General features: G+C 42.8%; 11 protein-coding genes. 4 read left to right on the top strand and 7 right to left on the bottom strand.

The genetic code is table 11. The features are described 5' to 3' along the window. Nucleotides 1–70: 70 nt before the first annotated feature. The 5 genes from add to glnA all read right to left on the bottom strand — a co-directional run bounded on the left by add (nucleotide 71) and on the right by glnA (nucleotide 5,937). The gene (gene add / locus C0W29_RS16340; RefSeq protein ID WP_036788415.1) at nucleotides 71–1,075 is read right to left on the bottom strand and encodes an adenosine deaminase; all 1,005 of its coding nucleotides are present in this window, start codon (nucleotides 1,073–1,075) and stop codon (nucleotides 71–73) included. A 118-nt stretch (nucleotides 1,076–1,193) separates the two neighbouring features. Beyond that, the gene (glnG, locus tag C0W29_RS16335; protein ID WP_036788413.1) at nucleotides 1,194–2,606 is read right to left on the bottom strand and encodes a nitrogen regulation protein NR(I); all 1,413 of its coding nucleotides are present in this window, start codon (nucleotides 2,604–2,606) and stop codon (nucleotides 1,194–1,196) included. Nucleotides 2,607–2,630: 24 nt separating this feature from the next. Then, on the bottom strand, nucleotides 2,631–3,683 hold the full coding sequence (gene glnL / locus C0W29_RS16330) for a nitrogen regulation protein NR(II) (protein ID WP_373455697.1): 1,053 nt from the start codon (nucleotides 3,681–3,683) through the stop codon (nucleotides 2,631–2,633). A gap of 141 nt (nucleotides 3,684–3,824) precedes the next feature. After that, a complete protein-coding gene (locus tag C0W29_RS16325) occupies nucleotides 3,825–4,394 on the bottom strand; it encodes a DUF4124 domain-containing protein (RefSeq protein ID WP_045045493.1) in 570 nt (189 codons plus the stop codon). 133 nt (nucleotides 4,395–4,527) lie between these two features. After that, complete coding sequence (glnA, locus tag C0W29_RS16320; RefSeq protein WP_036788408.1) at nucleotides 4,528–5,937, bottom strand: glutamate--ammonia ligase; 1,410 nt, start codon at nucleotides 5,935–5,937, stop codon at nucleotides 4,528–4,530. 601 nt (nucleotides 5,938–6,538) lie between these two features. Here glnA and typA point away from each other — a divergent pair. Further along, on the top strand, nucleotides 6,539–8,365 hold the full coding sequence (gene typA, locus C0W29_RS16315; protein ID WP_036788406.1) for a translational GTPase TypA: 1,827 nt from the start codon (nucleotides 6,539–6,541) through the stop codon (nucleotides 8,363–8,365). A 139-nt stretch (nucleotides 8,366–8,504) separates the two neighbouring features. On the opposite strand, the gene C0W29_RS16310 is transcribed toward typA, so the two are convergent. Next, entirely contained in the window at nucleotides 8,505–9,143 is a 639-nt protein-coding gene (locus C0W29_RS16310; RefSeq protein WP_036788404.1) for a DUF2959 domain-containing protein, read from the bottom strand. A gap of 148 nt (nucleotides 9,144–9,291) precedes the next feature. Here C0W29_RS16310 and C0W29_RS16305 point away from each other — a divergent pair, with 148 nt between their 5' ends. From C0W29_RS16305 to C0W29_RS16295, 3 genes are read left to right on the top strand one after another with little or no spacing between them, the layout of a single operon-like run. Further along, nucleotides 9,292–10,224 carry a virulence factor BrkB family protein gene (locus tag C0W29_RS16305; protein WP_045043609.1) on the top strand — a complete coding sequence of 311 codons (933 nt, stop codon included), beginning with the start codon at nucleotides 9,292–9,294 and terminating at the stop codon, nucleotides 10,222–10,224. After that, nucleotides 10,221–10,658: a D-aminoacyl-tRNA deacylase gene (gene dtd / locus C0W29_RS16300; RefSeq protein WP_036788402.1), complete on the top strand. Its 438-nt coding sequence runs from the start codon at nucleotides 10,221–10,223 to the stop codon at nucleotides 10,656–10,658. Before C0W29_RS16305 ends, dtd begins: the two co-directional genes overlap by 4 nt. Before the next feature lie 60 nt (nucleotides 10,659–10,718). Next, complete coding sequence (locus C0W29_RS16295) at nucleotides 10,719–11,648, top strand: bifunctional GNAT family N-acetyltransferase/hotdog fold thioesterase (RefSeq protein ID WP_036788400.1); 930 nt, start codon at nucleotides 10,719–10,721, stop codon at nucleotides 11,646–11,648. Here C0W29_RS16295 and C0W29_RS16290 read toward each other — a convergent pair. Next, a complete protein-coding gene (locus tag C0W29_RS16290) occupies nucleotides 11,555–13,570 on the bottom strand; it encodes an AsmA family protein (RefSeq protein ID WP_045045494.1) in 2,016 nt (671 codons plus the stop codon). The genes C0W29_RS16295 and C0W29_RS16290 overlap by 94 nt on opposite strands. Nucleotides 13,571–13,584: the final 14 nt, after the last annotated feature.

Here is a 13,584-nt window from a genome sequence, read left to right as displayed (position 1 = left end):
AACGCCTCGGTTTCACGTGAAACCGAGGCGTTTTATTTGGTGTCTTGCTGGTGGCTATAACGAACTGCAATTAGCCACGCTTGTTGGCAATATCACGTAATGCCTGCTTTTCTGCCGCAGATAAGAATGCTAGCTCAAGCCCGTTGATTTGCGCTTGACGAATTTGAGCGTTACTTAGGCCAGCCTTTGGCGCAGCGACTTCATATTCGTAAGGCAGTTCAATCCCTTCAACTGCTGGATCATCTGTATTCAAACAGGCGAGGATACCATGCTCAAGGAATGCTTTAACTGGGTGCTGGGCAATGTTAGCAACGGTACTGGTTTGAATATTTGAAGTAATACAAGATTCAATACCAATGCGGTGCTCTGCCAAGTAATCCATCAGTTTAGGATCATTAACTGCTTTTACACCGTGACCAATACGTACTGCACCAAGCTCATTAATCGCCTGCCACATGCTTTCTGGTCCTGCCGCTTCTCCCGCATGAACTGTGATCTGTAATCCTGCATCGCGGACTTGTTTAAAGTGCGATATAAATTGAGTGCCAGGTTGGCCCAATTCATCACCAGCAAGATCAATTGCAACCAATTGGTCTTTATGGCTTAGCAGTGCGTCTAGTTCTTGTTGGCAAGCTTGAGTGCCAAAAGTACGACTTAGAATGCCGATTAGATTGGCTTTAACGCCAAAATCACGACAGCCAGCAGCAACGCCATCAGCTACGGCTGCGACTACACCAGCAACGGGTAAGTTGTGTTTCATCGCCATGTAGTACGGTGAAAAGCGCAGTTCAGCATAATCAATTTGCGCGTTAAGTGCGTCTTCAACGTTTTCATAAGCAACGCGACGACACGCATCTAAATCACCTAATACTGCTACACCCCAATCTAATTTACTCAGAAAAGCCACTAGGCTAGGCTCAGCTTCAACAATTTGTACATGTGGACGTAATGCTTCAATCTCTGTTGCAGGCAAGGCAATATTAAAGTGCTGACCTAATTCTAAGATCGTTTGTGGACGAATATTACCATCAAGGTGGCGGTGGATATCCGTTAGTGGAAGATCTTTGTTAATCATGATTATTATACTTCCCGAAGTTAAAGATGAACGCAGTATACGCAATCACTAAATGACATTCATCACTGTTACAGATAAATGTGCGCTGGTGCAAATTGTAGCTTTGATGCTATTTGACTTAATCATGGATTTGTAATTCTTTGAGCTTACGCGTCAGGGTATTACGCCCCCAACCAAGTAATTTTGCTGCTTCTTGTTTATGGCCATGAGTATGCAGCAATGCGGTTTCAAGAAGAATTTTTTCAAACTGTGGTAGCGCCTCAGCTAATAATTCTGTTTCACCTTGTTGTAGCGCTTGTTGGGCCCATTGCTGTAAGCCCTGATGCCAATGTTGAGGTTGGGTAGAGGTATGAGTGGCAGTGGTGATATCTGTGATTTCTGGCGGTAAATCCGATGGCAATATTTCATTACCACTTGCCATTACCGTTAACCAACGACAGATATTTTCCAATTGACGCACATTACCTGGCCACGGCAATTGAGTTAGTTTTTCTGCCGTTTGTGGATGTAAAGATTTCACTTCCACACTTAATTCATCAGCCGCACGCTGTAAAAAGTGGTGTGCCAGTTGGGGAATATCTTGGCGGCGATCTTTTAGCGATGGTAAATGGACTCGAATAACATTGAGGCGATGGAATAAGTCTTCACGGAAATCTCCCGCAGCCACAAGCCGTTCAAGATGCTGGTGAGTAGCCGCAATAATACGCACATCGACATTTACTGGCGCATGACCACCGACGCGATAAAATTGACCATCTGCTAATACCCGTAACAATCGCGTTTGGATATCTAATGGCATATCACCAATTTCATCGAGAAATAAGGTGCCACCATTAGCTTGTTCAAATCGCCCCTGACGGACACTATTCGCTCCTGTAAAAGCGCCTTTTTCATGGCCAAATAATTCTGATTCAATTAAATCTTTGGGAATCGCCGCCATATTGAGTGCAATAAAAGCGTTATTACTGCGAGGACTATGGCGATGGAGTGCATGGGCGACTAACTCTTTACCTGTACCAGATTCACCATTGATTAATACTGAAATTGATGAGCGAGATAAGCGGCCAATGGCTCGAAACACTTCTTGCATAGCTGGTGCTTCACCAATGATTTCTGGTGCATGTTTAGCTTCAGCGACGGGTTGTTGGTGGCGTTTTTGTTCTTGGCTATGACTGAGTGCGCGTTCAACTAACGTTACCGCTTCATCAATATCAAACGGCTTGGGAAGATACTCAAATGCGCCACGTTGATAGGCATTAACCGCTGCATCGAGATCTGAATGGGCGGTCATAATAATAACTGGTAAGGTAGCGTAATCTTGCTGCAGCTCTTTGAGGAGCGTGAAACCATCGGTGCCGGGCATTTTAATGTCAGACACTAATACATCAGGCACACTGCGCTCTAATGCTGCTAACACGCTATCAGCGTCAGCAAAGGTTTCACATTTCATTCCGGCATTGGTTAAGGTGCGTTCTAATACCCAGCGAATAGAGCTGTCATCATCAACAACCCAGATTAATCCTTTACTCATAGTAAGCTCCTATGGCGGTCAGTGTCATGACTTTATTGGTAAATGAATGGTGAAATTAGTGTGTCCCGGCCAGCTGAAAACCTCGATCTTTCCTTGGTGTTGATCAATTAAATTGCGTGCAATCGATAGACCTAAACCAGTGCCGCCTTCACGACCGGTGACCATTGGATAAAATAAGGTGTCTTGAATGTCTGCCGGAATACCAGGACCATTATCGATGATTTCAATGGTGGCAGTAACACGATGACGAACCCCTTGAATTAAGCTTTGATGTGCAGTGCGGGTTTTTAATTTAATCGTGCCACCACCTTGGCTTTTTAATGCTAATGCTGCGTTACTGACAATATTGAGTAATGCCTGTTCCAGTTGTTCAGCATCCATATTTATTTCGGGCAAGCTAGGATCGTAATCACGTTCAATGTTAATCGTACTGTCAGTATCAATGTTGACTAATTGGCGTACTTTCTCTAACACTAAATGAATATTATCGGTTTTGCGGATCCCTGGTCGTTGTGGCCCGAGTAAGCGGTCAACTAAATTCCGTAGTCGATCAGCTTGCTCAATGATCATTTGGGTATATTCGTGGTAACTGCTATCTGGCAGCGTTTTCTCTAATAATTGTGCCGCACCACGTAGCCCGCCGAGTGGATTTTTTATTTCATGGGCTAGACCGCGGACTAACTCTTTGGCCGCTTGTTGTTGTGCATGTTGGTTTAGCTCTTGGCTAATACGGCGTTGCTGATCTATTGGTTTTAATTCTAATAAGATCAACAGTTGTTTTTGCCATGAAATTGGACTGGCATTAACCCCAAGTAGATGCCGTTGACCATCAATGACAAAGGTGACGTCACTATCAGCTAAACCTTGACCACTATGAAGGGTTGCCTTGACATGATTAAGATCCAGCGAGCTGTACTGGAGTAATTGTGGTAGTTGTGTACCGAGTAATCGCCGTTTACTCGAATATAATAATTGCTCTGCTGCAGGATTGACGTACCGAATCACTAAGGCTTCATCGAGTAATACAATCGCAGTGACTAAATTGTCGAGAATTATGGGTGTAAAGCTGGTATTCACAATCATCATCCTTATTCGATAGCCAAGTAAAAGACGATCGGTGCAAGCGCACATTCGTCGCTGTTAACTAACGCACCAATTTGGTGCATTAAAGTGTACTCGGTTTAACAGCGAACAGGCAGGGTTTATTGTAAATAGACGTTAACGGGGTTGAACTGGGCTGTTCTTAGGACGTATCTGCGATACGCGGTGTAAATAAACCGTAATACTTTCAGATGAAGCAAGGAGCTTGCCATTGTTGAGTAATTGGATTTGAATTTGATGACTGCCGCGATCAATATTGGTCAATTGCCAAGTTAAGCGAGTTTGAGGCGGGCTATTAGTTTGACCATCAATGACTAATTGAGCTTGTAAGTTTTTATTAAGTTTACGGTTACTGACGGCACGAACACTAATATTACCGTCGTTGCTACGAATAGTTTGCTGGTGTAATGGTGCTAATAAACGGATAGTTGCTATCGGCAACAGTGCTTCTGTCTCTGCGGTAATGGTGATGCGTTCAATATTGTCAGTTTGGTTAAGCTCTACTACAGTGGATTGAAAATGTGGTTGTAGTTCGGTAATTGAAAGCTCAACCGCACTGGCTTGTGGGACTTCTGCGATATCGCTAAAGTGCACCACCCCATTGTCATCTGTCCACGAGTAGATGGTTGTTGCAATGGCCGTAGTGGCTACAAGTAGTAGGATTGGTGCTAGATAGAAGAGCCTCATCCATTAACTCCCTGCCCAGATTTTGATGGTTAATAAGCTGCTATTGTTACTGCTTTTGTGGGAGTCGCAAGATCAAAAAGACCTGCGTGTGAAGCAGGCCTAAATCTTAGTTGTTAAGTCATTAAGTGATTACTTAAACTGAGTAGTAAAGTTCAAACTCTAATGGGTGTACTGCCATATTGATTTTCTCTACATCTTGCGATTTTAGCGTGATGTAAGAATCAATAAAGTCGTCAGAGAATACGCCACCAGAGGTTAAGAATTCACGATCTTCGTCAAGCGCTTGTAGTGCACCTTGTAGTGACTCTGCTACTTTTGGAATCTCAGCGGCTTCTTCTGCTGGTAAGTCGTATAGATCTTTATCCATCGCTTCACCTGGGTGGATCTTGTTCGCGATACCATCAAGGCCTGCCATTAACATTGCTGCAAATGCTAGGTATGGGTTCGCTGCTGGATCACCAAAGCGTACTTCGATGCGACGTGCTTTTGGACTTGGAACAACTGGAATACGGATTGATGCTGAACGGTTACGTGCTGAGTAAGCCAGCATAACTGGTGCTTCGTAGCCAGGGACTAGACGCTTGTATGAGTTCGTTGCTGGGTTAGCAAAAGCGTTGATTGCACGTGCGTGCTTGATGATACCACCGATGTAGAACAGTGCCATTTCAGATAGGCCGCCGTATTTATCACCTGCAAAGAGGTTTACACCGTCTTTTGCGAGTGACATGTGAACGTGCATACCTGAGCCGTTATCACCAACGAGTGGTTTAGGCATGAAGGTTGCTGTTTTACCAAACGCGTGAGCAACGTTATGAACAACATACTTATAAATCTGAATTTCATCAGCTTTATTGGTTAGAGTATTAAAACGAGTTGCGATTTCATTTTGACCTGCAGTTGCTACCTCATGGTGGTGCGCTTCAACAACAAGGCCCATTTCTTCCATGATTAAACACATTGCAGAACGAATGTCTTGTGATGAATCAACTGGTGCTACTGGGAAATAACCACCTTTAACGCCTGGTCGGTGGCCTTTGTTACCACCTTCGATAGTGGCACCGCTGTTCCATGCGGCTTCAATGTCATCAATCTTGAAGAATGAACCCGACATATCAGTATTGAATTTAACATCATCAAATAAGAAGAACTCTGGCTCTGGACCAACTAATACGTTGTCAGCAAAACCAGCTGAACGCATGAATTCTTCTGCGCGTTTAGCGATTGAGCGTGGGTCGCGATCGTAGCCTTGCATTGTTGCTGGCTCAAGAATATCACAACGAATGTTTAGAGTTGCGTCTTCAGTAAATGGGTCAAGTACCGCACTTGCTGCATCAGGCATCATCACCATGTCTGATTCATTAATGCCTTTCCAGCCTGCAACTGAAGAACCATCAAACATTTTACCTTCTTCGAAAAAATCAGCATCGATTTGATGAGATGGAATAGTAATGTGCTGCTCTTTACCTTTGGTATCGGTAAAACGTAGATCAATAAACTTAACTTCATTTTCCTGGATCAACGCTAGTACGTTTTCAACTGACATCTTGAGTAACCTCCGGTGTTATTTAGGGCGATGGCCGCAAACTTTTGCTCATATTATGGTGAGCGAATCTAAAAAGTCTTAAAGCGAAAACCATGCCAACTTTTTAAAGCCCCTAAAAATGCGCTTTTTTGGCGTTTTTGGAACTTTTTCCTGTCCTGTTTTGCACTATTATGGTGACGCGTTGCACCAACTTGGTGCGACAGTGTGAAGTGTTAAAAGTGAGACGATAGCCTCCAGTACATTCACCCATTTTATAGTTACTCTACTATGGTGATGAGGGCAAATATTGTCAATCCGCGAGGTGATAATTAGGTCTTTTTATTGCTAAATAATGGTCGCTAAGCGGTAACCGAAAAGCGATATAGATCGCAGTTTTAGTTAGTTTTGGACTGATTTATCGTACGAATGAAGGCCCTGAAAAAAATAAAAATAGCCAAAAAAGTGAGTAAAAATGCGGCTCTAGCGCGAATTGGTAAAAAAGCTGGTGATATAAATCACATATTTCGTGGGTTTTGGAGTAAAATCTGTTAAATTATGAGCCGTTTTTTTAATCAAGTAGCCTCTATTAAGACGCTGCATGTTCTGAGTGAATGTGAAACTAATGTCTAATCAACTGATCGATAACTTAAGAAATATCGCAATTATTGCTCACGTTGACCACGGTAAAACTACCCTGGTTGATAAACTTCTACAGCAATCTGGCACGTTAGAGGGTCGCGGCGAAGCCGAAGAACGTGTGATGGATTCTAACGATATCGAAAAAGAGCGTGGCATTACCATTCTTGCTAAGAACACAGCAATTAATTGGAATGACTACCGCATCAATATCGTAGATACCCCTGGACACGCAGACTTCGGTGGTGAAGTTGAGCGTATCATGTCTATGGTTGACTCAGTATTACTTATCGTTGACGCGGTTGATGGCCCAATGCCTCAAACACGTTTCGTAACGCAAAAAGCGTTTGCATACGGTCTTAAGCCAATCGTTGTAATTAACAAGATTGACCGTCCAGGTGCACGTCCTGAGTGGGTAATGGATCAAATCTTTGACCTATTCGACAACCTTGGCGCAACTGATGAGCAACTAGACTTCACAACAGTTTACGCTTCAGCGCTAAACGGTTGGGCAACAATGGAAGAAGGCGTAACTGGCGAAGATATGGAACCATTGTTCCAAGCTATCGTTGATAACGTTGCTGCTCCATGTGTTGACGTTGATGGCCCACTACAGATGCAAGTATCTCAACTAGATTACAGCTCTTACGTTGGTGTTATCGGTGTTGCGCGTATTGCTCGTGGTACTGTTGCTGCAAACCAGCAAGTAACTATTATCAGTGCTGACGGTAGCAAGCGTAACGGTAAAGTAGGTACAGTTCTTGGTTACCTAGGTCTTGAGCGTCATGAAGTTGCTGAAGCGAAAGCGGGTGACATCATCGCAATCACAGGTCTTGGCGAGCTTAAGATTTCTGACACTATTTGTGATGTAAACACTGTTGAAGCATTGCCTGCATTGTCTGTTGATGAACCAACTGTAACAATGACTTTCCAAGTAAACACTTCTCCGTTTGCTGGTAAAGAAGGTAAGTTTGTTACTTCACGTAACATTCTTGAGCGTCTACAAAAAGAATTAGTACACAACGTAGCATTGCGCGTTGAAGAGACTGATAGCCCAGACCGTTTCCGTGTTTCAGGCCGTGGTGAACTTCACCTATCTATCCTGATTGAAAACATGCGTCGTGAAGGTTACGAGCTAGCAGTATCTCGCCCAGAAGTTATCATCAAAGAAGAAGATGGTAAGCTAATGGAACCGTTTGAAGTTGTAACTATCGATGTGGTTGAAGAGCATCAAGGTAGTGTAATGGAGAAAATCGGTATCCGTAAGGGTGAGCTAAAAGATATGGCACCAGATGGTAAAGGCCGTGTTCGCATGGACTTCATGATGCCTTCTCGTGGTCTTATCGGTTTCCAAACAGAATTCCTAACAATGACTTCTGGTTCTGGTCTTATCTACCATACGTTTGATCACTACGGTCCTCACAAGGGCGGTACTATCGGTCAACGTGCTAACGGCGTATTGATCTCTAACGGTACTGGTAAAGCGGTAACATACTCGCTATTCAACCTACAAGAGCGTGGTCGTCTGTTCTCTGAGCATGGTGACGAAGTATATGAAGGTCAGATCATCGGTATTCATAACCGTGCAAACGATCTAACTATCAACTGTCTACGTGGTAAGCAGCTAACAAACGTTCGTGCATCAGGTACTGATGAAGCACAAACGCTTTCTCCTGCTATCAAGTACACTCTTGAGCAAGCGCTAGAATTCATCGATGATGACGAGCTAGTAGAAGTAACACCAGAAAGCATTCGTATCCGTAAGAAACTTCTTACTGAAAACGATCGTAAGCGCGCAGGTCGTGGTAAGTAATTACCCCTGACTGAAGCTTACTAATACAATCCCTCGCTTGGTAACAAGCGGGGGATTGTTGTATCTGGGACATGAAAAGTTACGAGTAAAAAAAAGAGCTAACAATGTTAGCTCTTTTTTTATAACAAAGAAGGCAAGATTACTTTTTCAAATGACCAATAAAGCGATTCGATTCTGCAATGGCATGGTTCATATCTCGAATGGCACCAGATATTTCAGTTTGTAATGAATTAAATTGCCCTTGAAGCGAGCCGATAGCTGCTGCATTAAGGTTATGCTTCAGATAGAGGGTGTTATCACGTAAAGTATCTAAAACAGGCTCCATTTTCTTCTCAGCGCGTTTCATGGCTGCTAACATCTTATTGTAAGATGCTTTTGTGGTCTGTAATTTACGTTGGCTATCGCGCTTAAGGGTAGCACTTTTATATAATGACAATTCTTGTTGCCATTCATCAAACATTGCATTCGCTACATCTTCAATCGCTGCAATGCGATCATTAACGTTATTGACTGCCGCTTCACTACGTTGATATTGACTATCAATATCTTGGTAAGCAGACTCAAGCTCCCCACCATCGAATTGGTTAAGTGCTTTTAGTCCTTCAAGAGCACTCGTAAATTGTTTTTGGGCATTTTGTTGTGCTTGGTTGGCATCTTCAACTCGATCGACCATGATATCGCGCTTATAGACTCCGACTTTTTCCATCGCTGAGTAGTAGGCAGTTTGACAGCCAGAAAGTAGGCTAACACTTAAAAAAATTGCAATAAAATAAGGCATGTTTTGCTCCTTGGTGAGACATGCAAAATAACAAATAAATGGCATTACCGTGCCGTGCTAAAGTAACGATTTCGATGGATAAACATCAACTACAGCATCTAACGTTAGCATGACTGTTTTCCATAACTTATAGGTAGAACACTCTATTATGGCTGACAAAAAGCAACCTGTGAAATTTGTGTTGTGGCAACGGTTGCCGCGAATAATGGAATATTTCGGTTATTTAATCCAGCGTGCTAACCATGACCGATTAACGGTAACTGCAGGATCAATGGCTTATGTAACTTTGTTGTCTTTAGTGCCGCTGTTAACGGTGGTCGTTTCGGCGTTATCTGCAGTCCCCGCTTTTGCAGGTGTCGGCGCTCAAGTGCAGCAGTTTGTGATCACTAACTTTGTTCCTGCTGCAGGGGCAGTAGTGACAACTTATCTTAATGAATTTATTGCGAATGCTGGCAAAATGACCGTGGTTGGAATTGGGGCATTATTTGTAGTAGCAATGATGCTTATTTCTTCGATTGATAAAGCTCTTAACTATATTTGGCGAGTAAAGAAAAAGCGCCGTTGGGTAATATCATTAGCTGTGTATTGGATGATCCTCACTTTAGGGCCTATTTTATTGGGCTCAAGTATTGCATTGAGTTCATACCTTGGTTCATTGGCATTACTCGACCATCAAACATTGCATGGGGTGGTTCAGCAGTCATTACAATGGCTACCTTCAATGATGTCAGGATTGGCTTTTTTATTGCTTTATGCATTAGTACCCAATTGTAAGGTAACGTTTAAACATGCGTTGATAGGCGCGTTGTGTAGCAGTGTTTTATTTGAATTAAGTAAAAAAGGCTTTGTGATTTATTTAGCTCATTTTCATTCATATCAAATGATATATGGTGCATTGTCAGTGATCCCTATTTTATTTGTATGGGTGTATTTGTGCTGGTGTATTGTGTTGCTAGGGGCAGAGATCACCGCCAGTTTAGGCGAACGCGGTTTTTGGGATGTGAGTCCACCTCGATCACAACTAATAACAACGGTGACTAACAGTGACCATGATTTAACTAATAATAAGGAACAACAATGATTGCACTAATTCAACGGGTGAGTGAAGCCAGTGTTACCGTCGAAGGGAAAATAACCGGTGCTATTGGCAGTGGTTTATTGGTGCTATTAGGGGTTGAAAAAGGCGACGATGAAGCCAAAGCACAAAAACTACGGGATAAAGTGTTGGGCTATCGTATCTTCAGTGATGCAGACGATAAAATGAACCTTAATGTGCAACAGGCACAGGGCAGTGTATTAGTGGTATCGCAATTTACTTTAGCTGCTGATACTAAAAAAGGCATGCGTCCCGGGTTTTCTGCAGGAGCAGCCCCTATGGAAGCGGAACGCTTGTACCAATATTTTGTCGAACAGTGTAGGGCACAACCGATAGTAACTGAAACTGGAGTGTTTGGTGCCGATATGAAAGTTGCATTGGTTAATGATGGCCCTGTGACTTTTTGGTTACAGGTTTAGTTATTCTCGTTGCAGATTAAGCGTGTGAATATTGTAGACGATTGAGAAGAGAGGGAATGAATGTTTCGATTAGTCACTCCGCAAACTGAATCACAGCTGGCGCGCTATTATCATTTTCGCTGGCAAATGTTGCGTCAACCGTGGCAAATGCCGCTGGGTTCAGAACGTGATGCTTATGATGATGTCAGCGCCCATCGAATGTTAGTGGATAGTCATGATAACGTAGTCGCAATTGGACGCTTATATGTTACGCCGGATAACGAAGGTCAAGTGCGTTATATGGCCGTTGATGCCGCGGTACGTCACCATGGTTTAGGTGGCATGATTTTGATGGCATTGGAATCATTGGCGCGTTATGACGGTGCTAAGCGGTTAGTGTGTAATGCGCGTGAAGCGGCCATTCCATTTTATATTAAAAATGGTTTTGAAAGTCGTGGTGAATTGAGTGATGCACATGGGCCGATGCGTCATCAACAAATGGTTAAGCAATTGCCACCGTTAACTGACGTTGCTCGCCAGCCGCAATGGTGTCAGGAACTACAAACGTTGTGGCAAAACCAAATTCCAATCAGTGACAAAATGGGGATCAAAATTAATCAGTACACTGGCTATCGATTTGAAGTCAGTGCCTTGTTTAATGCTAACCTTAATCCCAATGAGTTTATGTTTGCCGGTAGTATTTTTACTATGGCGACACTTGCTGGTTGGGGCTTTATTTGGTTGCTGCTTAAAGAACGCGGTTTGGAGGGTAATATTATTTTGGTTGATAGCCATATTCGTTATTCAGCCCCTGTTACCGAACGACCAATCGCAGTAACAACCCTTGAGCATCTACGCGGTGATTTTGATCGTATAACTCAAGGGCGCAAAGGGCGGGTAACGGTTGATGTTAATGTTCAGTGTGGCAAAGCGGTAGCATCAACGTTTACTGGTACATATTTAGTCTTACCGGTACATGATGAGCCAACGGTCACGGTAGATACACCTTGATCCCACTGTCGAGTTAGATGTTGACAGCCAGCGGCCAATTCAAGTTTAAGTTGTTGTTGTTTGATATCCGTTAAGTTCCAGTGACTGTTAATATTCAGGGTGAGATCTTTAGCGGTGACTTGCAATGGTTGCAACTCGATGGCGCCATCCTGTGCTGTTAATGTTAGCGGTGTCGCCGTTAGTGGTAGCTGTGATGCTGTCTCCGTCGGGTTGAAGGCTGAAATATGTGGCTGCTGCCAGTGGCTGAATAATTGCTGCGGGGTAATGTTATTCAGCGCTAATTGACGAAAATCAGCTTGAGCGGTGCCATTTAAGTGGCCATTGAAATCACTCCGATTGCCTGCTTGACCATTGAGCTTTATTTGCGTGTCTATTGCCCCTGTTAGTGACAATGGTAGTGATAGCCACTGGGATAGGATTTGTGCAGGTATTGTGTCGCCGATCATGGTTAATTGCCATGGTCGTTGTGGATCATCAAGTGCAATTCGAGCTCGCGCTTTTAACATTCCATGATTAAACGGCAGAACTAATTTATCCAATTGCCACTGCCCAGCATTACTGTACATGGTGGCAATGGCTTGGTTGATAACCACTTGGTTGATACTGCCAAAGCCTAAGTTTGCTTCAACCTGACCTTGCCATAATCCCCACTGATTATTTTGTTTAAGTACTGCGTCTTGAGCGTCAATATCAATCCCTGCGAGTTGAAATGGCACCGTTGATGTAGGTGAAGTGATCTGACTATTATTAATATTGAGTTTTTTGAATATTACATCGGTGTATTTATGCTGCCATTGTTGCCACGTTTGTAGCCAATTTTTGCCTAAAAACCATTTAATACCACTGGCTTTTAAGTCACTAATAAATAATTGCTGTGGATCAATCCAACCGTCCACTCGCACAAAACCCTCCATAATATGGGCTGACATACCATGACTAATAATTTGCTGGGGCATAAATTCTAATTCAGCTAATGGTTGTTCAAAATTAATCTGATGCCATTTTGCATGGCTAGCACTAAACGATAAATGGCTATTTTGTTGTTGCCAATAGTTTTGCGGCCATTGCCAGTTTTCTAACGATAAATTGATATCATCAGCACCCCATTGCGGTAATTCAATACTGCTATTAATGATATCTAACCGTTTAATATTTATGGTTTTGAATGGTACTGTTCGTTGGGTAAATTGCTGTTGCCAATCCGTGAGAAGTTGCTGATCTTGTAAGTGAAATTTATTTAGTGTCAGTTGGTCGATTGTCAAACGACGACTGTCATTATTAAACAGTGCTTGGGCGGTTATCGTTGCCTGCTGCCAATGAGCTGAGATGCCATTTAAGTGCCATTGTTGAGCTTGTTTATTGGCATTGATGAGCAGTTGTTGTAATGCTAATTGATGCCATTTAATGCTCGCAGCACTCATTTGTAAGCTGCCATTAAAACTCTGCCACCATGGGGTGTTATCAGTAGGTGTTTGCCAATTATCCATTTGGATTAAACCATGTTTAATCGCAAATTGTGGCGTATTTATATTGGTGTTATTGAGCACTAATCGCTTGATGGTTAATGGTGGTAACGTGGCTAATAATGGCATATTAGCTGAAGTGATATTATTAATTTTCACGCCATTAAAAACCAGTTTGTCGTTAGTTATACTTTGTTTTGATAGCCATAATTGAATGCTGTCAGCATGAACGAGTACTTGCTCATGCTGCGTAATTTCAGCATGTTCAAAGCGTATTTTGTAAGGAGTACGAATATCGTAATCAATTTTTTTCGCAAAAATTTGATAAGGTGATACCTGCGCGAGGATAAAATTGAAGATATGCTCATTATAACGAGTGTGTAATAACCCAATTAAGGTTGTCAGACTAATCACGACTATTAAGACAAGAGTCAGCACGAATTTGCTAAGTAGCCGCATAAAATTTCCTCGTA

The sequence above is a fragment of the Photobacterium kishitanii genome, assembly GCF_003026355.1.
In the GTDB taxonomy this organism is placed as follows: domain Bacteria; phylum Pseudomonadota; class Gammaproteobacteria; order Enterobacterales; family Vibrionaceae; genus Photobacterium; species Photobacterium kishitanii.
The sequence above is the reverse complement of the archived record's forward strand: the minus strand, read 5'-3'. Positions and strand labels throughout refer to the sequence as shown.